The following is a 25967-nucleotide window of genomic DNA, read 5'->3' as shown; positions in this document are numbered from 1 at the left end:
GACGTGCCCCGCCGCGGGGAAGGCTGCACGCCACGATGGCCACGACCGCCGAGCCCGCCGCCCCCGCCGGGTCCCTGCACGCCGCGGTGCAGGGCTTCGTGCGCGACGTCGTCCTGCCCGAGGTCGCCGACTGGGACCGCGAGGACCTGCTCCCGGACGCCGCGCTGCAGCACCTCGTCGGCCTCGGCCTGACCGGCGCGCTCGTGCCGCGCGAGCACGGCGGTCCCGGCCTCTCGGTCACCGAGCTCGTGCCGGTGTGGCGGACGCTGTCGCAGGGCTGGATCTCCCTCACCGGCGCGGTCAACCCGACGTGCCTGGCCACGACGCTGCTGGTCCGCCACGGCACGCCCGCCCAGCAGCAGCGGTGGCTCCCGGAGATCGCCACCGGCCGGGTGCTCTGCTCCTTCTCCATCACCGAGCCGCAGGCGGGCAGCGACCTGGGCAAGCTCGAGACCTCGGCGACCCGGCGCGAGGGGGGCGGCCTCGTCCTCGACGGGCGCAAGCGCTGGGTGGCCGGCGGGCGCTCCGCGCAGGTCGTCTTCCTCATGGCCCGCGTCGAGGGCTCCGACAAGCCGTCGTGCGTGCTGCTGCCGGCCGACGGCCGCGGTGGCGACACCTGGCACATGGAGGACCTCGACAAGGTCGGCTACCGCGGCGTCGAGTCCGCGGCCTACCGCTTCGACCACCACGAGGCGCCGGGCGCCGAGGTCCTCGGCGGCGACGAGCAGACGGGCAAGGGCGCGCGCCAGATGCTCGACGTCCTCGACGTCGGCCGCGTGAACGTGGCCTGCCGCGCGCTCGGGATCGTGGATCGCGCGCTCGCGTGCGCGGTGCAGGAGTCCGTCGGGCGCGAGATCGGCGACGGCGTGCTGGGCGACCACACCCACGCGCAGCTGCGCGTCGGCGAGCTCGAGGCGCGCCGCGCCGCCGTGGAGGCCGTCGTCTGGCGCGCCGCGCTGGCGGTCGATGCCCGCCGCCCCGACGCCCGCCGCCTCTCCACCGCCGCGAAGGTCGTCGCCTCCGACACCGCGGTCTGGGCGGTGGACCGGGCCGCGCGCCTGGCGGCCTCGCGCTCCTACCGCGCCGACGACGAGCTGGCGCGCCTGCGTCGCGACGCGCCGCAGACGCAGATCGGCGAGGGCGCCAACGACGCGCTGCTGCTGGCGCTCGCCAAGCCGCTGCTCGACGACGCGGTGCCCGCGACGCCGTAGGCGGGGCCGCGGGCGGGAGCGGTCACAGCGGGCCGAGCAGCGACGGGCGCGGCGAACCGCCCAGCGACAGGCGGTCCGTGCGCAGCGTGAACGCCCGGCTCGCGAGCGTGCCCCGCGTGTACTCCGGCTGACGGCCGAAGACCTGCTGGGCCGACGTCTGCACCCACGCCCGGGTGAACGGCGTCACCGCCCGGTGCACGGTGCGCACGATGCCGTCCTCGTGCACCTCGAGCAGCGCCCACACCGCGGGGTACTCCTTCGTCGCGCCGTTCTCGAGGAAGACCGTCCGCGGCGCGAGCGCGTCGCGCGCGACGTAGTTGCGGTGCGTGTGGCCGCTCATGACCAGCGGCACGTGGCGCTGGCGGCCCAGGAGCTTCAGGAACGCGATCGCGGCCCGGTCGGTCCCGACGCCGAAGGTCAGCGGCGGCGGGTGCGTCGCGTTGGCCTGCAGCGCGACGTGGTGGTGCAGGAAGACGAGCGCCGTGCGGCCCTCGGCCCGCAGCTCCTGCAGGCGCGCGTCGAGCCAGCCGAGCTGGCCGCCGAGGTCGAGCCGGCCGCTGCCGCTCTCCGGGTCGCAGGAGTCGAGGCCGATCACCCCGACGCGCGGGCCCACCCGCGCCACGGACGTCAGGAGGTGGTCGCCCGGCGCCTTGTCCGGGAAGGCCAGCGCGCGCAGGACGTCGCCGTCGGGCGGCGTGCCGGGCTCGTGCAGCCGGCGGTCGTGGTTGCCGCGCGTGATGGCGTGGGGCAGGCCCGTCCCGCGGACGAGCTCGAGCGCGCGGCGCACCTCATCGGGCCGGCCGCGGTCGGTGAGGTCGCCGTTGACGACCAGGAGGTCCGGGCCCGCGGCGCGCACCTCCTCGAGCGCGGCCGCGGTCATCCGGTGGGCGTAGTCGGGCGCGCGGTAGCAGGGCGGTACCGACTGGCCCCCGAGCTCGGTGATCGTCCCCGAGCAGCCCTCGCCCACGTGGAGGTCGTTGACCACCGCGATGCGCGCCAGCAGCGCGCCGCGTGGGCGGCGCAGCGTGCGGAACGTCCCCGGGTTGGCGAGCGTCGTCGGCATGCGCCGGCGCCCGGCGTACAGCGCGTAGCGGTAGCGCGTGTCGGGCGCGAGCCCCTCGACCGTCGCCGCGTGCACCGTCTGGCCGGCGGCGAGCTGGAGCTCGCGCACGCCGCCCCGGCCGTCGGCGCGCGCGACGCGCACCACCGTGTCGGCCTGCGCGCTGCTCGTCCACCACGCCGAGAAGCCCTCCGGCGTGACGGACACGAGCTCCGGGCGCAGCCCGCCCGCGAGCACGTTCCCGGCGCTCGCCGTCGTCGCCGGCCACGCCCCCACCGCCAGCGCCCCCGCGCCGGCTGCCCGCAGCGCGTCGCGCCGCGTGGTCCCCTGTCCCCGCACGCACCGGATCGTGGCGCAGCGTGCGGCCCGCCGCGTCACCGGCCGGTGAACGGCGCGTGAACGCCTAGCCCGTGGCGCGCAGGTGCTTGCGCTCGCCCGCGTCGCGCAGCTCGCGCGCGAGCTCCTCGACCAGCGGCGTGCCGCCGACGCGCCGGCCGTCGGTCACGACGCCGATCACGTCGCGCTTGGCCTCCAGCAGCCGCGCCATCCGCTCGTCGACCGACTCGGCGGCCAGCAGGTACCACGCGGTCACGGCGTCGCGCTGGCCGATGCGGTGGCAGCGGTCCTCGGCCTGGTCGTGCAGCGCCGGGGTCCACTCGAGCTCGAGGAAGCAGACGTTGGAGGCGCGCGTCAGCGTCAGGCCCTGTCCGGCGACGCGCGTGGCCGCGACGAGCAGCTGCGGGCCGTCGGGCTCCTGGAAGGCGCGGACCGTCGCCTCGCGCGCGGGGAGCGGGTCGCTGCCCAGCAGGTGGGCCGCGCCCGGGAAGTGCTGGAGGACGGCGGCCTGGACCTCGCGGTGGCGGGCGAAGACCACGAGCGGCTCGCCCGAGGCGAGGAAGTCCTCGATCCAGCCCAGCGCCGCGGCGAGCTTGCCCTTGGCCGCCAGCCGCTGCAGCGCGGTCAGCTGGGCCAGGCGCTTGGCCCGCAGCGTCGCGGCGATCCGCGCGTCGAGCTCGGAGAGGTCCAGCGGCAGGGTGCGCAGCCACGCGATGACGTCCTGCTCGGCCAGGCGGTACTCGCGCGTGTTGGCCAGCGCCACCGGCACGACGACGCGGCGCTTGGGCGGCAGCTGCGTGAGCACCTCGTCCTTGCGCCGGCGCACGAAGCACGAGCGGCACAGGTGCCAGTGCAGGCGCTCCTCGCTCAGCGCGCCGCCGAAGCGCTTGGCGAAGCGCGCGCCCGAGCCGAAGTCGTCGAGGCGGCCGATGACGCGCAGCTGCGAGACGAGCTCGTCGGCGTGGTTGAGCACCGGCGTGCCGGTCAGGGCGAGGCGCAGGCCGCCGTAGGGGACCGCCGCCGCCAGGCGCCGCACCGCCTGGGTGCGCTTGGCGCGCGGGTTCTTCACGAGGTGGGACTCGTCGATGACGATCGCCTGGGGCTCGCGGCGGGCCAGCGTGCCGCGGTGCTGCTCCACGAGCTCGTAGTTCAGGACGGTGATGTCGGCGGCGCGCGGCACGGCGCCGCGGCCCTGGACGACCGCGACCGTGCGGTGGGGCATCCACCGGGCGGCCTCGCGCTCCCAGACGAGCTTGAGCGAGGCGGGGCAGACGACGACCGCGGGGTAGGCGCCGTCGGCCTCGAGCGTCGCGAGCGCCTGGACCGTCTTGCCCAGGCCCTGCTCGTCGGCGAGGAAGGCGTTGCGCGCCTCGAGCAGGTAGCGCACGCCCGCCCACTGGAACGGCTGCAGCTCGCCCTGCAGGACGGCGGCCACCTCGGGGATCGGGTCGGCCGCCTGGGCGCGCGAGCGGCGGACCTGGTCCTGGGCCTCGTCGAACTCGTCGCGCAGGTCGTCGAGCGTCGGGACGGCGAGCGGGTCCACGGCGACGCCGAACTCGGCCAGGAACGCCTCGAGCGGCTCGACGACCCACGGGTCGACCGGCAGGCGCCCGCCGCCCTCGGCGCCGGGCAGGCGGTCGAAGGCGCCGGCGACGTCGGGGTCCCACAGCACCTCGAGCTCGAGGTGCTCGCCCTCGACGGTCCGGGCGACGATGAGCCGCGCGGGCGGCGGGGTGCGGTCGAGCCCGAGCTCCGCGGCGCAGCGGGCGGCGGCATCGTCCAGGCGCGCGCCGCGGTTGTCCATCAGCGCCTCGGCGGCCGCCTTGGTCAGCGGCGTCAGCAGCGTCCCGTCGCCCGGGTCGGCCGCGCCCTCGCGCAGCAGCTCGGGCACCTCCCCCGCGCGCGTGCGCAGGACGAACCAGCCCCGGCCGTCCCAGCGGCGCGTCGTGACGCGCCCGGCCCAGCGGTGGCGCAGCTCGCGCAGCCACGCCTCGACCTCGGGCGTCGCCGTGAGCTCCGGGAAGCGGGCGAGGACGTCGGCGACGTGCACGCCCGCCCACTCGTCGGCGGGCGCCCACCACTCGCGCGTGTCCCAGTCGAAGCGCCGCTGGGGGATGGCGCGCACCGCCGCCACGACGTCGGGGTCGTAGGGGAAGGCCAGCACGACCAGCGTCCCGCGCTCCGGGTCCGAGCGCAGCTCCACGTTCGGCCGGTGGGGGGCGAGCTCCATCGCCCCTGCACGGTACGAGGTGGGCCGGTGCGACTCAGGGGACTGTCCCCTTCTTCGCAGTCCTTGACATCGATCGGTGGCGCATGCGACGGTGCAGGGATGCAGGGCGACCAGCTCCCCGTCCGCGCGACCCGCGGCGAGCTCCCTGACGCCGCCCGCCTGGCGGGGGACACGGGCGCGGCGCTCGTCGACCGCGTGCGCGAGCTGCACGAGGCGATCGCCGGGCGCTCGTTCGGGCCGACCGGCGGCGCGTCGACGCCGGCGCGCGCCGTGCACGACGGCATCGCGCGCGCCGTCTACACCGGCGTGCGCGGCGGGGTGCGCGCGGCGGCCGGCGTCCTGGGGACGGTCGCCGACCACCATCCGCGGGGGCGGGCCGCCAAGCCCTTCAGCCACGACCCGCGCGGGCGCTTCGTCCTCGGCGCGGTCAACGGCTGGCTCGGCGACCGCCTCGAGGCACAGGGCAGCACGCTGGCCGTGCCGCTCGCCGTGCGCCACGAGGGCGAGGACGTGCCGTGCACGCCCGACGCGCTCGCGGCGGCGTTCCCCGACGCGACCCCGCACGTGGTCGTCTTCCTCCACGGGCTCATGGAGAGCGAGGAGGCGTGGCGCCTCGGCGCCGCCGACCGCCCGACCTACGGCGAGGCGCTCGCCCGCCACGGCTGGTCGCCGGTCCTGCTGCGCGCGAACACCGGCCTGCACGTCCACGAGAACGGCCGGCGGCTGGCCGCGCTGCTCGAGGACCTCGTCGCCGCCTGGCCGGCCGGGGTGCAGCGCCTCGCGCTCGTCGGCCACTCGATGGGCGGTCTCGTCCTGCGCAGCGCGTGCCACCAGGCCGCCGAGGAGGGCCGCGCGTGGCCACGGCAGGTCAAGCACGTGGTGACGCTCGGCACCCCGCACACCGGCGCGCCGCTCGAGCGGCTGGCCGCGCGCGGCGCGAGCCTCCTGCACCGGCTGCCCGAGGGCCGGCCGGTCGCCGCGGTCCTGCGGTCGCGCAGCGTCGGGATCAAGGACCTGCGCCACGGCGCGCTCGTCGCCACCGACTGGGCGGGCGACGACCTCGACGCGCTGCTCGACGACGCCTGCGGCGAGGTCCCGCTCCCCGAGGGCGTGCGCCACCACGTCGTCGCCGCGACGCTGCACCGCGACCCCGACCACCCGGTGTCGCGGCTGCTCGGCGACCTGCTCGTGCAGTCGGCCAGCGCGCACGGCAAGAGCGCGCGGCGGACGATCCCGTTCGAGGTCGACGACCTCCGCCACGTCGGCGGCCTCACGCACTTCGCGCTGCTCAACCACCCGGCCGTCCTCGAGCTCCTCGAGGACTGGCTCGGCACGCCGCGCTGAGCGCCGGTCGGCGCTGGCGCATCGCCGCTCGACACTGACTGTTGGTCAATGCAGTGGTTAGGCACTGCAACAGCCGATCAGGCTGGACATGTCCGCCCGTCTGCACTCCGTCCAGGCCAAGCTGCTGGGCAGCGCGCTGCTGCTCGTGGCGCTCATGGCCGTCCTCGGCATCACCGGCATCCGCAACGTCGCGTCGGTCGACGAGAAGGCCCAGCACACCTTCCACAAGTCGACCGAGGCCCTTGCCGACATCGGGATCGCCCGCGCCAAGCTCAACGAGGCTCGCGCCCTGGCCAGCAACCACGTCCTCGAGCCCGAGGCGGCCGGCAAGCGAGACGTGGCCGCGAAGTTGGCGGCCAACCGCAAGGTGGTCGACGCCGCACTCGGCCGCTTCGCCAGGACGCTGGTCAGCCCCGAGGCCAAGCAGCGCTTCGCGCTCCTCCAGCGCCACCTCGACGCCTACCGCAGCCACCGCGACCAGGTCATCCAGCGCTCGAACGCCTTCCAGCCGGGCGACGCCTACGCCTACAACAAGCGCCACGCCGTCCCGGCCTTCACGACGCTGGCCAAGGACTTCGACTTCCTCTTCGACTCGAAGGTCCGGCTCGCCGCCCAGGAGAACAAGGACATCGCCGCGACGGCCGGCAGCGCCCGCACCACGACGATCCTGCTCCTCCTCCTCGCCATCGCGCTCGGTGGCGGCGTGAGCCTCCTCATCGCCCGCCGCCTCGTCGCCCAGGTCACGAAGGTCCTGCGCGCCGCCGAGGGCATCGCCCAGGGCGACCTCGACCAGGACGTCTCGACGTCGTCCAAGGACGAGCTCGGCGCGATGGCCCGCGCGTTCGAGGAGATGGTCGCCTACCTGCGCGAGGCCGCCGGCCACGCCGCGAAGGTCGCCGAGGGCGACCTGACCACGCAGCCGACCGCGAAGTCCGACCGCGACGTCCTCGGCCGCTCGCTGCACAGCATGGTCGACGGCCTGCGCGGCCTCGTCGGCCAGGTCTCCGCCACCGCCGGGAGCCTCTCGGCGGCCTCGCAGCAGATGGCCTCCTCCTCGGAGGAGACCGGTCGCGCCGTCGGCGAGATCGCCAACGCCGTCAGCGACGTCGCCCACGGTGCCGAGCGCCAGGTGAGGGCCGTCGGCGAGGCGCGCCAGCGCGCCGAGCAGGTGCTCGAGGCCACCGAGGAGTCCACGCGCCAGGTCGAGCGCACCTCGGCCGGCGCGGCGGAGACGCGGCAGGTCGCCGCCGCCGGAGCCGACGCGGTCGCCCAGGCCTCCGAGGCGATGGTCGCCGTCCGCGCCTCGTCCGACCGCGCCACCGAGACGATCCGCGCGCTGGGCACGAAGAACGACGAGATCGGCGGCATCGTCGACACGATCACGTCGATCGCCGAGCAGACGAACCTCCTCGCGCTGAACGCCGCCATCGAGGCGGCGCGGGCCGGCGACCAGGGCCGCGGCTTCGCGGTCGTCGCCGACGAGGTGCGCAAGCTGGCCGAGGAGAGCCAGCAGGCCGCCGGCTCGATCGCTGCGCTCGTCGTCGAGATCCAGGACGAGACGCGCCGCGCCGTCACCGTCGTCGAGGAGGGCGCCGAGCGCACCGCCTCGAGCGCCACGACCTTCGAGGAGGCCCGCACGTCCTTCGGCCGGATCACGGAGGCCGTCGAGGGCATGACCTCCTCGGTCGAGGAGATCTCGAACGCGGTGCGCACCATCGCCCAGGCCTCGACGCGGATGCGCGACGAGATGGGCGACGTCGCCGCGGTCGCCGAGCAGTCGTCGGCCTCGACCGAGCAGGTGTCGGCCTCGACCGAGCAGACGTCGGCCTCTGCCCAGGAGATCGCCGCGTCCGCCCAGGAGCTCGCCGCCAGCGCGACGGAGCTCGAGAAGATCGTGGCCCGGTTCCGGGTCGCCGCGTAGGGCCGTCTGGAGAGGCACGCCCACGCCGCAGGGGCCCGGCCGCGCGATCGCGCGGCCGGGTCAGCGGCGTCCGGCGCTACGTGACGAGCGACTCGAGCGCGTAGGCGTAGGGGTAGACGACGGTGTCGTCGTCGCCCTCCTCGCGCGCGGCCGGCTCGGCCCTGCCCTGGTGGTCCAGCACGACCCCGTGCTCGTGCGCGAGGTCGGCGGCCAGGAGCTCCTGCTCCTGCATGGTGGTGGTCGGATCGATCATGCGGTCCGTCCTCTCTGGTCGCTTGCGGCGTCCGCCTACGACGCTACCGGCACGGCGCGCCGACCACACGCCGATCGTCTGCGCGCCTACGACGAACGGCCTACGGCTTGAGGATCGAGCTGTCGCGCATCTGGCGCAGGACCTCGTAGAACGCGGGGCGCCGCGAGCCGTCCGAGCGCACGAGCCCCGCGTCGAAGCGCTGGCGGCAGTTGGCGCCGGTCCACTGGTAGACGTAGAGGCGGTCGACGGACGAGCGGTAGCGCTTCGTCAGCCGGAACATCCACGTCGTCGCGCGGTCGGCGCGCGCCTCGGCGGCGCGGACGCTGGCCGGCGAGTCGGGGTCGCAGCGGAAGCTGCCGGTGTCGCCGAGCTTCACCACGCCGCCGGTCTCGGTGAGCCAGAAGATCGCGCGGCGGTTGTGCCGGCGCGTCTCGGTGATGGCGTTCTTCGTGCCGCTCGTGCCGTTGCGGTTGGTGTCGGAGTAGTTGTGGATGCCGACGAAGCGCGCCCGCGACCGGTAGGTGCGCCCGAGCGCGCCGTAGAAGCGGCGGATGTAGCTGCGGGCGTTGCCCTGCTGGGACCGCGTGCGCCCGTCGAGCACGTCGAGGGCGACGACGCGGCACTTCGCCGTGACGCTCGAGCCGCACCGGTCGCGGTCGTCGAGCATCCGCCACAGCTCCTGGAAGAACGTCGCGGCGCGCGCGGGGGAGCGGTAGGTCGGCTGCGTGCGGTCGTTGGCCTCGTTCCACACGCCGAACTCCCGCACGCCGTCGTCCCACCAGCGGTCGACGAGCGCACCCACCTTGCGGCGGAACTCGCTCGCGCCGGGCAGGCGCGCGGCGCGCGGGGTGTAGTCGTCGGTGGAGAAGTGCAGGAGGACGTCGACGTCGTTGGCCTTCGCGGCGGCCATGAACGCGTCGGCCTGGGCGAGCGCCCCGGGGTCGTCGATCGCGTTCCACTTGACGATGTAGCGGGTGCGCTTGGCGCCGACGCGCTTCCAGTCGGCGCTCGTGAAGGTCGCGGGGTCGTTGTCGGCGATGCCGAGCCGCACGGTGGAGCGCGACGCGTCGGCCGGCGCCGCGGGCAGGGCGACGGCGGCGGCGGCGAGGGCGCCGGCGGCCAGGGTGAACGGGGTTCGGGTCACAGTCCCCCAATGCGCGGCCCCCGGCCCGGTCGCGCTCGCGCGTCGGCGCGCGGACCCGCTAGGGGAGCGGCACGCGGAGGCTGAGCGACCCGAGGTCGAGGCGCACGAGGTCCTTCGCGCTGAGGTTCGCGGGCGGCGTGCCCGGTCCGGGGTCCTGCGGCCTCGCGCGGCAGTTCGCCTGGCGCGCGGCCGGCGTGGTGAGCGGCGGCTTGTAGGTGAAGGCGGTGCGGATGAGCTTCGCCGTCCCCGCGGCCTGGTCCTCGATCGAGCGGGCGACGCGCGCCTTGGCCGCCGGCGTCCTGGCCTTCACGAGGCGCTGCGCGTTGCGCCACACGACCTCGCGCCAGCCCGCCACGAGCTGGAAGGCCAGCAGCCCCTCGCCCCACCCGGGCGGGTCGTAGAGCGCCAGGGCGGGGTCGTCCATGACCGTGGCGCGCCGGTAGACGTCGTCGTAGGAGGCGTTGAGCACGGCGTTCATCGCGTCGTGGTCGGGCTTGCGCGACCGCCCGCCGGGCGCGACGAGGCCGAGGCCGGCGAGCATGAAGGGCATGTCGCGCTGGACGTGGGCGTTGATGCCGAGCAGCAGGTCGCCCGCCCCCTCCACGCGCTTGTCGCGCGCGGCGTCGAACGCGATGCGCCACGCCTCGGGCACCTTGGAGCGCCGGCCCGCGGCGTGGTCGTCGAAGGCCTGGAAGTAGAGCTCCGCGAAGACGGCGTCCTCGTGGGCCAGCCAGCGGTCGTCCTCGAAGAAGCCGTCGGGCAGCGCGACGTAGTGCTCGGTGACGGTGAGGTAGTTGCGCAGGAAGAGCGCGCGGTGGTCGCACGTGGCGTCGAGCTCGGCCAGCAGCCGGCGCATCTCGGCCAGGGTGGCGTCGACGCAGGTGGGCGACCCGTCGGCGCACGCGGTGAACCTCGACGGCGTGAAGCCCTTCACCGTCGGCGGCAGCGCGCTGGGCCAGCCGACGAACGGCGGGTCCTCCGCGCGCGCGGGCGCGACCGCCATGAGCAACGCCACCGCCAGCGCGCCGAGCGCCGCGGCCAGTCCCCTCCGCATGCGCGCGACCATACTCCGGGCCGTGCGCGTGGTGGCGCAGACCGAGCACCCCGAGGCGCGCGAGCTCGTCGCCAGCGCGCACTGCATCCAGCGCTTCCGCCAGCGCATGCCGATCCGCGAGCCGGGCGCCGACCAGGTGGTCGAGGGCCTGCGCCGCGCGCTCGAGGACGCCGACGTCTCCGCGTGGCCGCCCGCCTGGGCGGTCAGCGACCGGCCCGCCGAGCTGTGGGCGGTCAGCGGCGCCCTCGCCTTCCCGCTCGCCCGGACCCCCGATCCAGGGCGCTGGCTCGCCGTGACGTGCCTGCGACGCGGCGACCGGCGGTAGAGCCGCGACGGACGGCGGCGGGTGTCGTGCAGACCGCACCACGAGGCGTCGCGGCCGTCACGAAGATGACCGGCAGGACGACCGGTCATCGAGCGCTGGGGGGCGCGACACCGCATGAAGGACACAAGGGGGAGCCGCCTGCGGGCGGCGATCGTGGCGACCATGCTCGCGGCGGGGCTCGCGCCCGCGGCGGCGCATGCCGTGCCGTCGAACACGCCGGTGGGGAGCTTCCCCGTGGCCGACGGGACCGTCACGGACGTCGTCGTGGACGGCAGCGACCTGCTCGTGGCCGGGTCGTTCGGCCAGCTCGGCCCGTCGACGGGCTCGAGCGTCCCCACCGGCCCGGCGACCGGCGCGCTCGCCGCGAGCTTCCCCAAGGTCGAGGGCACCGTCGCCGACGTCGAGCCCGACGGGGCCGGCGGCTGGTACCTCGTCGGCCAGTTCAGCTCGGTGGGCGGCCAGCCCCACAACGACATCGCCCACGTCGAGGTCGGCACGGGCGGCGCGCTGCAGGTCGACGCCGACTTCAAGGCCGACAACACCCTCGGCGAGCTCACCGAGGTCGAGCGCCTCGGCGACCGCGTCTACGTCGCCGGCGCCAGCGTCAACCACGTCAACGGCATCCCGCGCGGGCACCTCTACGCGGTCGACGCGACGAGCGGTGCGCTGACCTCCTGGGCGCCGTCGCTGACGTCGTCCTCGGGCGTCACCGACCTCGAGGTCTCGACCGTCGGAGGCACCCGCGTCTGGGTCTCGGGCAGCTTCACCGCGGTCAACTCCACGCCGCGCGCGCGGCTCGCGGCCCTCGACCCGCAGACCGGCGCCCTGGGCCCGAGCGGTCCCGAGCCGGTCGGCGAGGTCCGCGCGCTCGACGCCGCCGGCGACCGGTTGTACCTCGCTGGCGGCTTCACCGCCCTCGGCGCCACCGCCCGCGACCGGCTGGCGGCCCTCGACCTGGCGCAGGCCTCGCCCGGGCTGACGTCCTTCGCGCCGACGCCCACGGTCAGCCCGCAGGCGGTCGCGGCAACGGCCACGCGCGTCTATGTCGGCGGCACGAGCGGCGGCGGCCTGCAGGCCTTCACCACCGACGGCGCCGCGGTGGGCGGCTTCGGCCCGGCGGTGGCCGGCCCGGTCCTCGAGCTGCTGGTCAGCGGCGGGCGCCTCTACCTCGCGGGCGAGTTCGACACGGTCGGCGGCCAGCCGCGCACCGGGGTCGCGGCGGTCGACCCGGCCACGGGCGCGCTGCAGCCCTACGACCCGGTCCCCGGCGACTTCGGCGAGACGAACTCCGTCCGCGCCATGGCGCCGGCGGGCGACCGCATCGTCCTCGGCGGCGAGGTCCAGAGCTACGGCGGCGTGCGCCGGCCCGGCCTGGCCCGCGTCGCCGCGGGCAGCGGCCTCGTCGCCGGCTGGACGCCGACGGGCGCCCCGCGCTTCATCACGCACGCCACGCGCATCGGCAACCGGGTCTACGTGGACGCCGAGGGCGGGGTGACCGCCTTCGACGCGACCACCGGCGCCAAGGACACAGCCTTCGCTGGCACCCTGAGCGACGTCCAGGACGTCGACCGGACCGCCGACGGCAAGCTCGTCGTCGCGCAGCTGCGCACGGTGTCGCTGCGCGACCCGGCGACCGGCGCGCAGCTCGCCGCGGTGACCCTGCCCACGGACGTCCAGGTCGTGCGGGTCATCGGCGACCGGCTGTACGTCGGGCGCGCCGGGGCGGTCCAGGCCTACGCCGCCGAGAGCCTGGCGCCGCTGGGCGGCTTCACCGCGGTCACGCTGACGGGGACGCCGGTGTCCCTCGAGCAGGCCGGCGCGGAGCTCGTCATCGGCGGCCTGTTCGGCCAGGTCAACGGCCAGGCGCGCCAGAACGTCGCGATCGTCGACGGCGCGACGGGCGTCCTGCGCACGAGCTTCGCCCCGCCGACGGCCAGCGGACCGGCGGCGGCGATCGCCGTGAACGGCACGACGGTCTCGTCCGACCCGGCGAGCGGCCTGCGCGGCTGGTCGACGGCGACCGGTTCGCCGACCTCCTTCGCCCCCGACGCGGGCGCGGGCTACGGCGCCCTCGCCGTCGCACCGCAGCAGCGCCTCGTGGTCGGCGGGCAGGCGCGCGCGGTCGCGGGCCTGCCGTCGCGCCCGAGCCTGATCGCGTTCGACCCGCAGGCGGGCCCGGCGGTGCCGGAGAACACCGTGCCGCCGGTCGTCGAGAAGCCGGCGCTGCCCGGCCAGGGCGTCACCTGCAGCCCGGGCACCTGGCGCAACGGCGTGTCGGCCGGCTCCTTCGTGTACGCGTGGCTGCGCAACGGCACCGCCATCGTCGGGGCGACCACGGCGAACTACACGATCACGGCGGCCGACCTGGGCCAGGAGCTGCGCTGCCGCGTCTCCGGCGCCAACGCCGCCGGGACGGGCACCGCGGCCGTGAGTGCCCCCGTGATCGCCCAGTCCGCGCCGATCAACACCGGGGCGCCGACCCTGTCGCCCGCCGCGGGTGGCGTCGGGACGACGTTCACCTGCTCGCAGGGCACCTGGTCGGGCGGCCCGACGCAGTTCCGCTTCGCCTGGAAGCGCGGTGAGGACTACCTCGCCGGGCAGTCCGGCTCGACCTACGTCGCCGTGCAGGCCGACGTCGGCAAGCCGCTGACCTGCGAGGTCACCGGCAGCAACGCCTTCGGCTCGGACTCCGCGCTGAGCACCAGCGCCACGGTCATCGACGGCGTCCCGGTGAACACCGAGCTGCCGGCCGTGGGCGGCCAGGCGGTGCTCGACGCGACGGTCACCTGCGCCGACGGGCAGTGGACCAACGCGCCGGCGTCCTACACGTACGTCTGGCTGCGCGACGGCCAGCCGATCACCGGGGCGACCGCCAAGACGTACAAGATCACCCAGGCCGACGTGGGCCACGAGCTGCGCTGCCGCGTCGTCGCGAAGAACGCCGCGGGCGACTCCGCGCCGGCGACCAGCGCGCCGGTCGTCCCGACCGCACCCCTCACGGTGTCGGTCGAGGGCGCGTCCGTCACGGAGACCGACGCGCCGGGCGTCGTGGCGAACGTCAAGGTCAAGCTCAACCGCAAGAGCCCGACGAGCGTGTCCGTGCGGCTGCGCACGCAGGACGCCACGGCGACCGCGCCCGCGGACTACGCGGCCGGGGAGGAGGTCGTGACCTTCTCGGGCGACGAGGTCGAGAAGACCGTCGCGATCGCCATCGCCGGCGACGACGTCGCCGAGCAGCAGGAGGCGTTCAAGGCCGTCCTGGACCAGCCGTCCACCGGCCTCACCGTCGCGCAGGCCAGCGCGGACGTCGTCATCACCGACGACGACGCACCCGCCCAGCCGCTGACCATCAGCGCGTCGAGCCCAGGGGTGACCGAGGGCGACACGGGCACCGTCCCGCTGCCGTTCGTCGTCAGCCTCTCGCGCGCCGCGGCGGCGCCGCTGACGCTCACCTACGCGGTGACGCCGGGGACGGCCTCGACCCCGGAGGACTTCGTGAGCCAGAGCGGCACGCTCACGATCGAGCCGGGCATCACGACGGCCACGCTGCCGGTGACCGTCAAGGGCGACACGCTCGACGAGTCCGACGAGACGGTGCGCCTGTCGCTCAGCGCGCCCAGCCAGGGCACGATCACGACGCCGTCGGTCCTCGGCACGATCCGCGACGACGACGACCCGGCCCCCGCGCCGCCCGTCGTCTCCATCGACGACGTCCGCGTCGACGAGGGCGCCGGCACGGCGACGTTCACCCTGACGCTCTCCAAGGCGCCGGCGACGCCCGCGACGGTCGCGTTCGCGACGAGCGACGGCAGCGCGCACCAGCCGGGCGACTACGGCCTGGTCAACGGCGCGGTGACGTTCCCCGCCGGCACGACGACGCGGACGGTGGCCGTCCCGGTCAAGCAGGACACGATCGACGAGCCCGAGGAGACGTTCACCGTCGCCCTCAGCGCCGTGACGGCGGTCGCGGTCGGCGACGGGCTCGGCGTCGGGACGATCGTCGACGACGACGAGCCCACGACCCAGCCCGGCCCGCCGCGCATCTCCGTGGACGACCTGACCGTCGCCGAGGGCGACGCGCCGCAGACCGCCAACGCGACGTTCGCCCTGCGCCTCTCGCGCGCCGTCAGCGGCCCGGTGCGGGTGCGCTACGCCACGCAGGACCGCGAGGCCGCCGCGCCCGGCGACTACGCCGCGATCGACGGCACGGTGACGTTCCCCGCGGGCACGACGCTCGTGACCGTCACCGCGCGGGTGCAGGGCGACGACGGCGACGAGCCCGACGAGCGCTTCGCGCTCGTGCTCTCGCAGCCCGAGGGCGCCGACCTGGCCGACGGCGAGGGCCTGGCGACGATCGTCGACGACGACGACGTCGCCTGCCCGTGCCTGTCGGTCGGCGACACGCGGATCGTCGAGGGCACCGGCGCGGACCGCCGCGCCGCGGTCGTCCCGATCACCCTGTCGCCCACGGCGACCCCCGGCACGCCCGTGAGCGTCCGGATCACCTCGGCGCCCGGCACCGCGGCGCAGGGCGACTTCGGCGCGATCGACGAGGTCGTGACGTTCACGAGCGCGCAGGACCTGCGGCTCGTGCCGATCCAGATCACGCCCGACGCCGACGTGGAGGGCGACGAGCAGCTCACGGTCACCCTCTCGGCGGCCAGCGGCGCGGCGATCCTGGACGGGTCGGCGACCGTGACGGTCCAGGACGACGACCGCGACGCCGGCGAGCTCCTGCCGCCGGGCTCGAACCCGGTCGCGACCCCGACGACGGGCACGCCCGTGACGCCGGCCGCCGGCCTCGGCGGGGCGGCGCCGGTCGGCGGCTCGGGCACGCCGGCGCTCCAGGCGCTGAAGGCGTCGATCACGCTGCCGACCGGCAAGGCGCGCACGCTGCTCGCGAAGGGCGCCTCGGTCCGGACGACGTGCGACCGCGCCTGCGAGGTGCAGGTGCGCATCACGGTGAGCGACGCGCTGCGCAAGGCGATGGGGCTCAGGTCGCGCGTGCTCACCACGCGGTCGGCGACGTTGCGGGCCGGCAAGGCCGGCACCGTCAGGACGACGTTCTCCAGCGCGCTGCGGCGCAAGCTCGGGGCGCGCCGCTCGGGCTCGATGGTCCTCGAGGTCGCCGTCTCGGACCTCGCGACCGGCGAGGTCGTCGTCAAGCGCCGCACGGTCTCGCTCAGGCCGTAGGACCCGGCGCCAGGAGCGTGGGGCGGGGGGCTACCCTCGCCCCATGCTCTTCTTCTCGCGCGCCAAGCAGCAGATGGTCTCCCCGGAGGAGGCGCTGCCGGGGCGTGACGCGCCGATCATGGTGCCCGGCGACCACGTCGTCCTCGGCACGCCGATCGGGCCGCCGTTCCCCGAGGGCACCGAGCAGGCCGTGCTCGGCCTCGGCTGCTTCTGGGGCGCCGAGCGCGTCTTCTGGCAGCTCGACGGCGTCCACACCACGGCGGTCGGCTACGCGGGCGGCTTCACGCCCAACCCGACCTACGAGGAGGTCTGCTCCGGGCGGACCGGCCACACCGAGGCGGTGCTCGTCGTGTTCCGCCCCGAGACGATCTCCTACGAGCAGGTCCTCAAGGCGTTCTGGGAGGGCCACGACCCGACGCAGGGCATGCGTCAGGGCAACGACGTCGGCACGCAGTACCGCTCGGCGATCTACACCTCCTCGCCCGAGCAGGAGCGCGTGGCGAAGGCGAGCGCGGTCATGTTCGGCGAGCGTCTGCAGGCGGCCGGCCACGGCGAGGTGACGACGGAGATCGCGCCCGCCGGCCCCTTCTTCTACGCCGAGACCTACCACCAGCAGTACCTGGCCAAGAACCCCAACGGCTACTGCGGCCTGGGCGGCACGGGCGTCGCCTGCCCGGTGGGCCTCGCCACCCCGTAGGGCCTGCTCCGCGCCGCGGCGCGTGTCGCGCGCCGCGGGCTCGGGCAGCACCGCATCCATGAGCGACCAGCATGGTGCGGACCGCGTCGGCCACGGCGAGGCGAGCCTCGGCGAGGCCCAGTCGCACAACCCGCCCGACGACCCCGAGATGCTCGAGGGCCAGCCCGACCTCGACACGGACGTCGAGTTCCAGGGCGAGGGCCAGCCGGTGCCCGAGGAGCGCGGCAACGAGGACCCGGCGCCCAACGCGCCCTAGAGCGCATGGATTCCCCGTGGCCATCGGGGATGACACCGTCCGGGGACCCCGTTACGGTCGCTGTCCATGCCGATCGAGTTCTACGACGTCAAGTCCCGCGAGAAGGTGCAGATCCCCGAGTCGGAGATCCGCAAGACGACGTACACCAAGGAAGGCTCGAGCACGGTGCGCTACGCGCTGCGCGCCTCGCACAACGGGACGAACCTGACGAAGTTCGTCAAGCAGGCCGACTGGGAGGCCCTCGACGCGCCGGAGGAGTAGCCGACCGGACCGGCCGTCGTAGGTCCCCGGCCCATCCCTGGTCCGGGGGCCTGACCACCGGTACGGTTCTCAGCCGTGTTCTCGCCGGTGCAGACCCGCCGGACGTTCGAGGAGGCGGCCGAGCAGATCGCCGACAAGGTGCGCACGGGACAGCTGCGCACCGGCGACCGCCTGCCCGGCGAGCGGTCGCTCGCGGCGCAGATGGAGATCAGCCGCCCGACGCTGCGCGAGGCGGTGAAGGTCCTGGTCGAGGCCGGGGTCCTCGAGGTGCGCCGCGGTCCGGGCGGCGGCATGTTCGTCGCGACGAACGTCGTGCCGGTCGAGCTCGTGCGCCAGCGCTCGAGCCTGCGCCTGGGCGAGGTCGCGCAGGTGCTCGAGGCGCGTCGGCTGGTGGAGCCGCGCGTCGCGCAGCTCGCCGCGGTGCGCGCCACCGACGACGACTTCGCCGCCATGCAGCGGTCGATCGACCTCATGCGCGAGCTCGTCGCCGAGGGCTACACGCCCGAGGACGAGGACCGCTTCCTGCAGATCGACGTGATGTTCCACCTCGCGCTGGCCCGCGCCGCCGGCAACCAGACGGTGGAGACGCTGATGCGGATGCTCATCCGTGAGCTCGAGATCGCCCGGGACATGGCGATGCACCACCCGCTCGTGCCCGAGTGGACGATCGAGATCCACCGGCGCACGATGGAGGCCGTCCGGCGCGGCGACGTGGCCGAGGTCGAGCACGTGATGGACGAGCACCTCGGCCAGCTCGAGCGGGCCTACGAGGAGGAGTCCAACCGCGCGCTCGTGCGGCCCCTGCCGGACTTCCTCCTGCCGCTCACCGCGCGGCAGGCACCGGCCGCCTCCTGACGCTCCGCCGTCCGGGCGCTTGACACCGTGTCACCCCCCGATCGGGGGGTGGCGGGCGCCTGGGGCGGCTGTCACCGTCGTCCTGCCGTCCAGCCCCTGGTAAAGGGACCTGACCACCTGGTAAGGTCGCTTGACCAACCCGAGAGGAGAGGCTGCGGTGGGAGCGCTGGAGTCAAGAGGGGAGCTGGTGATCGCCGGGGGGAGCACCACCGCGCCGGCCCGTTCGGGGGGACCGACGGCCCGTGCGCCGCGCACGGACGTGACGCTGGAGGACAAGTACGTCCTCGAGCAGGGGACGGTCTTCCTCACGGGCGTCCAGGCGCTCGTGCGCGTCATGCTCGACCAGCGCCGCGCCGACGCGCGCCGCGGGCGCGACACCGCGATCTTCTGCTCGGGCTACCAGGGCTCGCCGCTCGGCGGCTTCGACAAGGAGGTCGCGCACCTCGGGCCGCTGGGCGAGGCGCACCGCATCCACTTCCAGCCCGGCCTCAACGAGGAGCTCGCCGCGACCGCCGTCCAGGGCAGCCAGCTAGCACCGGCGCTGCCCGGCGCGAACCGGGCCGGGGTCACGGGCGTCTGGTACGGCAAGAACCCGGGCCTCGACCGAGCGATGGACGCGCTGCGCCACGCGAACCTCGCCGGCACGCACCCGGAGGGCGGCGCGCTGGCCCTCGTGGGCGACGACCCGTCGGCCAAGAGCTCGACGCTGCCCAGCGCGGCCGAGTCGACGCTCGCCGCGCTGCACATGCCGACCTTCTACCCCGGCACCGTCCAGGAGGTCCTCGACCTCGGCCTGCACGCGGTCGCCTGCTCGCGGGCGTCCGGGCTGTGGAGCGCGCTGAAGCTCGTCACGAACGTCGCCGACGGCGCCGCGACGGCGCAGGTCTGGCCCGACCGCGTCTTCCCCGTCCTGCCCGAGGCCGAGTGGGACGGCCGGCCCTACCGCCACGTCCCGTCGGGCTCGCTGCTGGCGCCCGCGTCGATCGAGATGGAGCGCACGCTCTACGGCGTCCGGCTCGAGCTCGCGCGCCGCTACGTCGACCTCAACCGCCTCAACCCCGTGCTCGGCGCGCGCGACGCGTGGCTGGGCATCGTCGCGGCCGGCAAGGTCCACCACGAGCTGCTGCAGGCGCTGCAGGACGCGGGCCTCGGCGAGCGCGAGCTCGACCGCATCGGCATCCGGCTGCTGAAGGTCGGGGCGCTCTTCCCGCACGACCCCGCGGCGCTGCGCGGCTTCGCGCGCGGGCTCGAGGAGGTGCTGGTGCTCGAGGAGAAGCACCCGTTCCTCGAGCCGGTGCTGCGCGACGCGCTCTACGCCGGCCCGGACCACCCGCGGGTGCTCGGCAAGCGCGACGAGCGGGGGCGCGACCTCGTCCCGGCGGCCGCCGAGCTCGATGCCGACGAGCTCGTCCTGGTCCTCGACCGGGTGCTCGGGCACCGGCTCGACGTGCCGGGCGTGACGGCGCGCGCCCGCGAGGTGCGCGAGCGTCGCGCGGCGCTGGCCCGGGCGGCGGCGCCGCTGGCCCGCACCCCGTGGTTCTGCTCGGGCTGTCCGCACAACTCCTCGACGGCCAACCCCGACGGCACGCTCGTCGGCGGCGGCATCGGCTGCCACACGATGGTCCTGCTCGCCGGCGAGGGCAAGGGCACCCTCACCGGCATCACCCACATGGGCGGCGAGGGCGCGCAGTTCGTCGGCATGGCGCCGTTCACCGACGACGAGCACTTCGTCCAGAACGTCGGGGACGGCACGCTCTTCCACTCGGCGTCGCTGGCGATCCGCTTCGCCGTCGCCGCCGGGCTCGACGTCACCTACAAGGTCCTCTACAACGGCTTCGTCGCCATGACCGGCGGCCAGGACGTCGTCGGCGGCATGAGCGTCGCCGCGCTGTGCCAGGAGCTGCTGCTGGAGGGCGTCGCCCGGGTCGTCGTCACCACCGACGACGTGGCCCGCTACCGCGGCGTCGAGCTGCCGCGCGGGGTGGACGTCGTCGGGCGCGAGCGCCTCGAGGACGTCCAGCGCGAGCTGGCCGCCGTCAAGGGCGTGACGGTGCTCGTGCACGACCAGGCGTGCGCGGCGGAGAAGCGCCGGCTGCGCCGCCGCGGCCAGCTCGACGACCCGCCGCAGCGCGTGCTCATCAACGAGCGGGTGTGCGAGGGCTGTGGCGACTGCGGGCAGAAGTCCGCGTGCCTGTCGGTCGTCCCGGTCGAGACGGAGTTCGGGCGCAAGACGCAGATCCACCAGGCGTCGTGCAACAAGGACTTCTCCTGCGTGCAGGGCGACTGCCCGTCCTTCGTCGAGGTCGTGCCCGGCGAGAAGGCCAAGACGATGCCGCCGCCGCTGCCGGTCGTGCTGCCCGACCCGGTGCTGCGCGTGCGCAGCGACGACTTCACCGTGCGGATGCCGGGCGTGGGCGGCACGGGCGTCGTGACGATGTCCCAGGTCCTGCAGATGGCCGCGATGCTCGACGGCCGCCACAGCGCCGGCCTCGACCAGACCGGCCTGGCCCAGAAGGGCGGCCCGGTGGTCAGCGACGTGCGGATCGCCGACCACCGGCTCGACGGGACGAACAAGGCCCGTGCCGGGACGGCCGACCTCGTCCTCGGCTTCGACGTGCTCGGCGCCGCCAACCCCAGGACGCTGGCCGTGGCGTCGCCGGCGCGGACCGTCGCGGTCGTCAGCACCGCCGAGGTGCCGACCGCGGCTATGGTCACCGACACGTCGGTGCGCTTCCCGGCCGCGGGGCGCAACCTCGAGGCCATCCGGCGCCACACGCGGGCCGACGAGGGCCTCTTCCTCGACGCGCAGGCGCTCTCCCAGGACCTGTTCGGCGACCACCTGCCGGCGAACACGATCCTCCTGGGCGCGGCCTTCCAGCACGGTTGCCTGCCCGTGAGCGCGAGCGCCGTCGAGCGGGCGATCCGGCTCAACGGCACGGCGGTCGAGCGCAACCTCGCGGCCTTCGCCTGGGGGCGGGCGGTGGTCGTCGACCCCGCCGCCGTCGCGGCGGCGCTGCACCCGCAGGTCGACGTCGTCCCGGCTCCCGACGCCCGGGCGCTCGAGCTCGTGGCCGGGACCCCCGCCTCCGGGGAGCTGCGGCGGCTGCTGGAGGTGCGCGCGTCGGAGCTGCTGGCCTACCAGGGCCCGCGGCTCGCGCGCCGGTACGTCGACGACGTGATGGCCGTCGCCGCGGTCGAGGCGCGTGACGGCGCGCCGGGCCGGACGGCGGTGGCCGAGGCCTACGCCCGCCAGCTCTTCAAGCTCCTGGCGGTCAAGGACGAGTACGAGGTCGCGCGGCTGCACCTGCTGCCCAGCGAGCGCGAGCGCGTCCGGCGCGAGTTCGGCGAGGGCGCGAAGGTCAAGCTCCTGCTGCACCCGCCGCTGCTGCGCGCCATGGGGCTCAAGCGCAAGCTGCGCCTCGGCCGCTGGGCGATGCCCCTGATGCGCACGCTGGTGGCGATGCGGCGGCTGCGCGGCACGCCGCTGGACGTCTTCGGCCTCGCGAAGGTGCGCCGGGTGGAGCGCGCGCTGCCCGACGAGTACCGGGCGCTGGTCCAGCGGGCGCTCGAGCGCCTCACGCCCGACACCCAGCCGCTCGTCGCCCGGGTGGCCGAGCTGCCCGACCTCGTCCGGGGCTACGAGGACGTGAAGCTCGCGAGCGTGGAGCGCTTCCGCGCCGAGGCGGCGCACCTGGAGGAGGAGCTCGCCGGAACGCCGTCCCCGGCGCCGTTCGCGCTGCCGATGGCGCACGTCGGCTGAGCGCCGCGACAGCGCCGTTGCGCTGACGGTCGCCGTCGTGGGGTAGGACTTGCACATGCTCCGTGGAGGGCGGCGCCCCTGACCCTCGCGGCCGACCGCCGTGATGCTCCGGCTCCCGTCCCCGGGAGCCGCTGGCGGTTGACGCTCTCGGGCGGTCCGCGCGCACCCTCCTGCGCGCGCCGGGAGGTGGCGCGGCTCGGGGTCTGCGGCGACCGCGCCGACGACGTCGCGCTGCTGGTGAGCGAGGTCGTCACGAACGCCGTGCGCCACGGCGGCGCCCGCGACGAGGACCACGTCACCGTCGAGCTGACCAGCGAGGACCACCGCCTGCGCATCCGCGTCCTCGACGGCGGTGGCGGGCTGCCGGCGCAGCGCCGGCCGGGGTCCGACGGCGGCTTCGGCCTGCACCTGGTCGAGGCCCTCGCGGACGACTGGGGCGCGGCGCCCGGCGAGGTCTGGTTCGTCCTGGCGGTCTGACGCCGTGGGCACCGACGCCGACGCCCTCGACGACCTCTACGCCGCAGACCCCGCGGAGTTCACCGCGCGCCGCGACGCGCTGGCCAGGGAGCTGCGCCAGGCCGGTGACCGCGCCGCCGCGGACGAGGTCAAGGCCCTGCGCCGCCCCTCGCAGGCGGCGTGGCTCGTCAACCGCCTCGCCCGCGAGCGCGGCGACGACCTCGAGGCGGTGCTCGCCGCGGGCCGGGAGCTCGCCGCGGCGCAGGAGGCGGCGATCGGCGGCGGGGGCGGCGACGCCCTGCGCGGCGCGCAGCGTGCGCTGCGGGCCGCGGTCGAGGGTCTCGTCCAGTCGGTGGCGGCGGGGGAGAGCCAGACGACGGTCGAGCGGGTCCGCGCGACGCTCCACGCCGCGGCGGGCGACGACGACCTGCGCGAGCGCGTCGCCGCCGGCCGCCTCGAGCGCGAGGTCACGGCGATCGGCTTCGGCGGCGAGGTCAGCGCGCCCGCCAAGCCCGCGCGCCCGTCACCCGGCGCCAAGCCCCGCGCGCCGAAGAAGGGCGCCGCGAAGAAGGGCGCGAAGGGCGGCGACGCCGCCGCGGAGCGCAGGCGCCGCGAGGCCGAGGCCCGCGAGCGCGAGCGCCAGGAGGCCGAGGAGCGCGCCCGCAGGGAGGCCGAGGAGCGCGAGCGCCGGGAGCGCGAGGAGCGCCGTCGTCAGGAGCTGCGCGAGGCCAAGGAGGTCGAGGCGGCCGCGGCGTCGGCGGTCGAGGAGGCCGAGCAGGCCGTCGAGGACGCCCAGGCCACCCTCCGCCGCGCCAAGGACGACCTGCGCGCCGCCCGCGCCGCCGCCAAGGACGCCCGCAAGCGCCGCGACGCCCTGGAGCAGCGGTGAAAGGTGCCTGGCACTTTCCATCCCGAAGCCCTGGAGCAGCGGTGAAAGGTGCCTGGCACTTTCCATCCCGAAGCCCTGGAGCAGCGGTGAAAGGTGCCTGGCACTTTCCACCGGGGAGGGTGGAAGGTGCCTGGCACCTTTCATCCCGTCGGCAGGGTCGCGCGGGCGCCGACGAGGCCGGCGGGTGGCACCGTGGTGCCGGGGCCCAGGACAGCGCCGGGCCCGATGCGGGCACCGTCGCCGACGCGGACCGGGAGGGTCTCGAGGGGCTGGAGGCGGACCGGGCGCTCGGCGTCGGCGAAGGTCGGGCCGGCGTCGACGAGGACGACCTCGTCGGCCAGGACGCAGCGGGCGCCGACGACGACGCCGGCGTGGCAGGCGATCGCGCAGCGGGCGCCGAGGACGGTGCCCTCGCCGACCACGACCTCGCCGCCGCGCACGTGCAGGCGACAGCCGTCGCCGAGGACGACGCCGTCGCCCAGGACGACGCGCGCGCCCGGGTCGACCTCGAAGCGCACGCCGCGCCCGACCGCGACGCCCCGCCCGGCGACCACCCGCCGGCGGACGCGCAGCAGGCGCAGGCGGTCGGCGAGCCCGGGGCGGCGGGGCAGGTCGGCGGGCGGGGCGACCGCGGCCGCGGGGTCCTCCGCGGCCGCTCGCGCGGCGTCGCGCAGCGTGGGCATCCCCACAAGGCGTACCGGATCCGCAGCCCGGGCGTCCGCCCGGACCAGCGCCGGCAGCCCGCGCCGCGCACGACGGGGCGGCGACCCGCGGCCACCCCGGCCCAGGCTCAGGTCCGGTCCCGGCCGGGCGCGCGCCAGGTCCGGGACTCGACCGCCCGCCGGCGCAGCTCGCGCCCGAGCATCGGCGCATGGCGGGTGACCGCGTAGCGCAGCGCCGCGCGCCCCGAGCGATGCGGGTCCACCAGCGACGACGGCCGCACGTCGAGCCCGAGCGCCGCGGCCGCCCGGTCGGCCACCTCGACCTGGCCCAGCGCCGTGGGGTGGACCGCGTCGGGCATCACGAGCCGCCACCCGCGCAGGTCGTCGAGCGCCACGACGGCGGCGCCCCGCTCGGCCGCCAGCCGCCGGACCTCCGCGTTGAGCAGCGCGACCTTCCCGCCCGCCCGGGGCCGGCCGAGGTCGACCGGGATCGTCGCCACGCAGACCCGCTCGGCGTCGACGCCGTCGAGCAGCGCCGCGATCGCCGCCGCGCACCGCGACAGCGAGAAGTCGGCCGCCCGCACGTCGTTGGTCCCCACGCCGATGCAGGCCACCCCGTAGCGCCGGCGGGCCGCTCGCGGCAGCAGGTCGCGGACGACCTCCGGCGCGGTCGCGCCCGGCCGCGCCAGCCCGTGGAACGGCGCGTCGAGCGCCAGCGCCAGCCAGTGCGACCACGGCCGCGGCAGCACGCCCAGCGTGCTGTCCCCCGGCCCCTCGGTGATCGAGTCCCCGAGCCCGAGGACCGTCACGGCAGGCGGCCCGCCTCCTCGGTCACCGCCCGCAGCCGCTGCGCCGTCTGCGCCGTCAGCTGCCCCGGCTCCAGGCGCCACCTCCACGACCTCCCCGTGGTCCCCGGGAGGTTCATCCGCGCCTCCGACCCGAGCCCGAGGACGTCCTGCACCTGCGTCATCACCAGCGGGCACACCGAGCCGAACCACATCCGCACGAGGCCCCACGGCAGCTCGTCGTCCTCCGTGCCGGCCTCGCGCATCGCCGCCCGCGCCTCCTCGCGGCGGGGCTCCTCCAGCGACGACCACCAGCCCATCAGGGTGTCGCTGTCGTGCGTGCCGGTGTAGGCGACGACGTCCTCGCGGTGGTTCTCGGGCCGGTGCGGCCCGTGCGGGTCGTCGGGGTCGAAGCCGAACTGCAGGACGACCATCCCCGGGAGCCCGAGCTCGCGCCGCAGCCGGACGACGGGCTCGGTGATCTCGCCGAGGTCCTCCGCGATGAGCGCCAGCTCGCCGAGCTCGCGGGCCGCCGCGCGGAACGGCGCCGCCCCCGGGCCGCGCTTCCACGTGCCCGACCGCGCGTCCTTGGCGTCGGCGGGGATGCCCCAGTAGGCGACGAACCCGCGGAAGTGGTCGACCCGCGCGACGTCGAAGAGCTCGAAGGTCCGGCGGAAGCGCTCGGTCCACCACCGGTAGCCGCGGCGCTGGAGCGCCGGCCAGTCGTAGATCGGGTTGCCCCAGTGCTGGCCCTTGTCGCTGTAGGCGTCGGGCGGCGCGCCGGCGACGAGCCCGTCGCGGAAGAGCTCGGGCCAGGCCTTCTGGTCGATCGACCCCGGGGCGACGTAGATCGGCACGTCGCCGATGAGCCGCACGCCGCGCTCCTTCGCGTACGCGCGCAGCGCCGCCCACTCGCGGTCGAAGCGCACCTGGTCGTCGAGCATCGCCCGCGACAGCGACGACGCCCAGTAGGCGTGGCGCTCGAGGAAGGCGTCGCGCTCCTCGGGGTCCACGGGAGCGTCGGGCTCGGCGAGCAGCCCCTTCCACGCCGCGAAGGCCGAGGCCGCCTTGTACGGCGAGCCGTGCCGGTCGGGCGGCCCGAGCGGCAGCATCTGCCAGTAGGACTGCCCCGCCTCCTGCAGCCAGTCGACGAACGCGTAGGCCGACGGGCCAAGGCGCCCGTCGGGCAGCGAGGTGAGGTGCAGCTGGGTCCCAGCGGTTCGAGTGAGCTTCACGAGTCAGGCACGTTCAAGGAGAGGCGTGGCGGGAAGAGTG

General features: G+C 75.8%; 20 protein-coding genes. 12 read left to right on the top strand and 8 right to left on the bottom strand.

Annotation, left to right across the window (positions count from 1 at the left end; all coding sequences use genetic code 11):
* The first annotated feature begins 35 nt into the window (after positions 1-35).
* A complete protein-coding gene (locus tag JUB12_RS09500) occupies positions 36-1211 on the top strand; it encodes an acyl-CoA dehydrogenase family protein (RefSeq protein ID WP_205699386.1) in 1176 nt (391 codons plus the stop codon).
* Positions 1212-1233: 22 nt separating this feature from the next.
* Here JUB12_RS09500 and JUB12_RS09495 read toward each other — a convergent pair whose 3' ends face one another.
* Positions 1234-2610, bottom strand: a complete 1377-nt coding sequence (locus JUB12_RS09495; RefSeq protein ID WP_205699385.1) for a metallophosphoesterase — start codon at positions 2608-2610, stop codon at positions 1234-1236.
* A gap of 64 nt (positions 2611-2674) precedes the next feature.
* Positions 2675-4837 carry a DEAD/DEAH box helicase gene (locus JUB12_RS09490; RefSeq protein WP_205699384.1) on the bottom strand — a complete coding sequence of 721 codons (2163 nt, stop codon included), beginning with the start codon at positions 4835-4837 and terminating at the stop codon, positions 2675-2677.
* 99 nt (positions 4838-4936) lie between these two features.
* Between JUB12_RS09490 and JUB12_RS09485 the strand changes: the two genes are divergently transcribed.
* Positions 4937-6181: a triacylglycerol lipase gene (locus tag JUB12_RS09485; protein WP_205699383.1), complete on the top strand. Its 1245-nt coding sequence runs from the start codon at positions 4937-4939 to the stop codon at positions 6179-6181.
* Between the two features lie 88 nt (positions 6182-6269).
* The gene (locus JUB12_RS09480) at positions 6270-8102 is read left to right on the top strand and encodes a methyl-accepting chemotaxis protein (RefSeq protein WP_205699382.1); all 1833 of its coding nucleotides are present in this window, start codon (positions 6270-6272) and stop codon (positions 8100-8102) included.
* Between the two features lie 76 nt (positions 8103-8178).
* On the opposite strand, the gene JUB12_RS09475 is transcribed toward JUB12_RS09480, so the two are convergent.
* The 3 genes from JUB12_RS09475 to JUB12_RS09465 all read right to left on the bottom strand — a co-directional run bounded on the left by JUB12_RS09475 (position 8179) and on the right by JUB12_RS09465 (position 10553).
* Positions 8179-8355: a hypothetical protein gene (locus JUB12_RS09475; protein ID WP_205699381.1), complete on the bottom strand. Its 177-nt coding sequence runs from the start codon at positions 8353-8355 to the stop codon at positions 8179-8181.
* 100 nt (positions 8356-8455) lie between these two features.
* The gene (locus JUB12_RS09470) at positions 8456-9499 is read right to left on the bottom strand and encodes a hypothetical protein (RefSeq protein WP_205699380.1); all 1044 of its coding nucleotides are present in this window, start codon (positions 9497-9499) and stop codon (positions 8456-8458) included.
* A gap of 58 nt (positions 9500-9557) precedes the next feature.
* Positions 9558-10553 carry a DUF5995 family protein gene (locus JUB12_RS09465; protein ID WP_205699379.1) on the bottom strand — a complete coding sequence of 332 codons (996 nt, stop codon included), beginning with the start codon at positions 10551-10553 and terminating at the stop codon, positions 9558-9560.
* Between JUB12_RS09465 and JUB12_RS09460 the strand changes: the two genes are divergently transcribed.
* The 9 genes from JUB12_RS09460 to JUB12_RS09420 all read left to right on the top strand — a co-directional run bounded on the left by JUB12_RS09460 (position 10552) and on the right by JUB12_RS09420 (position 23245).
* Positions 10552-10878, top strand: coding sequence for a hypothetical protein (locus tag JUB12_RS09460; protein WP_205699378.1), 327 nt, complete (start codon positions 10552-10554; stop codon positions 10876-10878). The two genes, JUB12_RS09465 and JUB12_RS09460, sit on opposite strands and share 2 nt — an antisense overlap.
* A gap of 114 nt (positions 10879-10992) precedes the next feature.
* The gene (locus tag JUB12_RS09455) at positions 10993-16071 is read left to right on the top strand and encodes a Calx-beta domain-containing protein (protein WP_205699377.1); all 5079 of its coding nucleotides are present in this window, start codon (positions 10993-10995) and stop codon (positions 16069-16071) included.
* A 43-nt stretch (positions 16072-16114) separates the two neighbouring features.
* Complete coding sequence (gene msrA, locus JUB12_RS09450) at positions 16115-16768, top strand: peptide-methionine (S)-S-oxide reductase MsrA (protein WP_205699376.1); 654 nt, start codon at positions 16115-16117, stop codon at positions 16766-16768.
* Positions 16769-16826: 58 nt separating this feature from the next.
* Positions 16827-17024, top strand: coding sequence for a hypothetical protein (locus JUB12_RS09445; RefSeq protein ID WP_205699375.1), 198 nt, complete (start codon positions 16827-16829; stop codon positions 17022-17024).
* 66 nt (positions 17025-17090) lie between these two features.
* Entirely contained in the window at positions 17091-17285 is a 195-nt protein-coding gene (locus JUB12_RS09440) for a hypothetical protein (RefSeq protein ID WP_205699374.1), read from the top strand.
* 75 nt (positions 17286-17360) lie between these two features.
* A complete protein-coding gene (locus tag JUB12_RS09435) occupies positions 17361-18140 on the top strand; it encodes a FadR/GntR family transcriptional regulator (protein WP_205699373.1) in 780 nt (259 codons plus the stop codon).
* Positions 18141-18297: 157 nt separating this feature from the next.
* The gene (locus JUB12_RS09430; RefSeq protein WP_371822301.1) at positions 18298-21900 is read left to right on the top strand and encodes an indolepyruvate ferredoxin oxidoreductase family protein; all 3603 of its coding nucleotides are present in this window, start codon (positions 18298-18300) and stop codon (positions 21898-21900) included.
* Between the two features lie 186 nt (positions 21901-22086).
* On the top strand, positions 22087-22377 hold the full coding sequence (locus JUB12_RS09425; RefSeq protein WP_205699372.1) for an ATP-binding protein: 291 nt from the start codon (positions 22087-22089) through the stop codon (positions 22375-22377).
* A gap of 4 nt (positions 22378-22381) precedes the next feature.
* On the top strand, positions 22382-23245 hold the full coding sequence (locus JUB12_RS09420; protein WP_205699371.1) for a hypothetical protein: 864 nt from the start codon (positions 22382-22384) through the stop codon (positions 23243-23245).
* A 140-nt stretch (positions 23246-23385) separates the two neighbouring features.
* On the opposite strand, the gene JUB12_RS09415 is transcribed toward JUB12_RS09420, so the two are convergent.
* The 3 genes from JUB12_RS09415 to JUB12_RS09405 all read right to left on the bottom strand — a co-directional run bounded on the left by JUB12_RS09415 (position 23386) and on the right by JUB12_RS09405 (position 25927).
* Complete coding sequence (locus tag JUB12_RS09415) at positions 23386-23928, bottom strand: hypothetical protein (protein ID WP_205699370.1); 543 nt, start codon at positions 23926-23928, stop codon at positions 23386-23388.
* Between the two features lie 107 nt (positions 23929-24035).
* Positions 24036-24716 carry a GDSL-type esterase/lipase family protein gene (locus JUB12_RS09410; protein ID WP_205699369.1) on the bottom strand — a complete coding sequence of 227 codons (681 nt, stop codon included), beginning with the start codon at positions 24714-24716 and terminating at the stop codon, positions 24036-24038.
* The gene (locus tag JUB12_RS09405) at positions 24713-25927 is read right to left on the bottom strand and encodes a 4-alpha-glucanotransferase (protein WP_205699368.1); all 1215 of its coding nucleotides are present in this window, start codon (positions 25925-25927) and stop codon (positions 24713-24715) included. The genes JUB12_RS09410 and JUB12_RS09405 overlap by 4 nt, the downstream gene beginning before the upstream one ends.
* Positions 25928-25967: the final 40 nt, after the last annotated feature.

It is taken from the genome of Conexibacter sp. SYSU D00693 (assembly GCF_017084525.1).
In the GTDB taxonomy this organism is placed as follows: Bacteria; Actinomycetota; Thermoleophilia; order Solirubrobacterales; family Solirubrobacteraceae; genus Baekduia.
The sequence above is the reverse complement of the archived record's forward strand: the minus strand, read 5'-3'. Positions and strand labels throughout refer to the sequence as shown.

Coding starts and splice junctions, on each gene's coding strand:
- JUB12_RS09500 (WP_205699386.1), top strand. CDS start 36: ATGGCCACGACCGCCGAGCCCGCCGCCCCCGCCGGGTCCCTGCACGCC.
- msrA (WP_205699376.1), top strand. CDS start 16,115: ATGCTCTTCTTCTCGCGCGCCAAGCAGCAGATGGTCTCCCCGGAGGAG.
- JUB12_RS09465 (WP_205699379.1), bottom strand. CDS start 10,553: ATGCGGAGGGGACTGGCCGCGGCGCTCGGCGCGCTGGCGGTGGCGTTG.
- JUB12_RS09480 (WP_205699382.1), top strand. CDS start 6,270: ATGTCCGCCCGTCTGCACTCCGTCCAGGCCAAGCTGCTGGGCAGCGCG.
- JUB12_RS09415 (WP_205699370.1), bottom strand. CDS start 23,928: ATGCCCACGCTGCGCGACGCCGCGCGAGCGGCCGCGGAGGACCCCGCG.
- JUB12_RS09475 (WP_205699381.1), bottom strand. CDS start 8,355: ATGATCGATCCGACCACCACCATGCAGGAGCAGGAGCTCCTGGCCGCC.
- JUB12_RS09445 (WP_205699375.1), top strand. CDS start 16,827: ATGAGCGACCAGCATGGTGCGGACCGCGTCGGCCACGGCGAGGCGAGC.
- JUB12_RS09455 (WP_205699377.1), top strand. CDS start 10,993: ATGAAGGACACAAGGGGGAGCCGCCTGCGGGCGGCGATCGTGGCGACC.
- JUB12_RS09440 (WP_205699374.1), top strand. CDS start 17,091: ATGCCGATCGAGTTCTACGACGTCAAGTCCCGCGAGAAGGTGCAGATC.
- JUB12_RS09485 (WP_205699383.1), top strand. CDS start 4,937: ATGCAGGGCGACCAGCTCCCCGTCCGCGCGACCCGCGGCGAGCTCCCT.
- JUB12_RS09460 (WP_205699378.1), top strand. CDS start 10,552: ATGCGCGCGACCATACTCCGGGCCGTGCGCGTGGTGGCGCAGACCGAG.
- JUB12_RS09490 (WP_205699384.1), bottom strand. CDS start 4,837: ATGGAGCTCGCCCCCCACCGGCCGAACGTGGAGCTGCGCTCGGACCCG.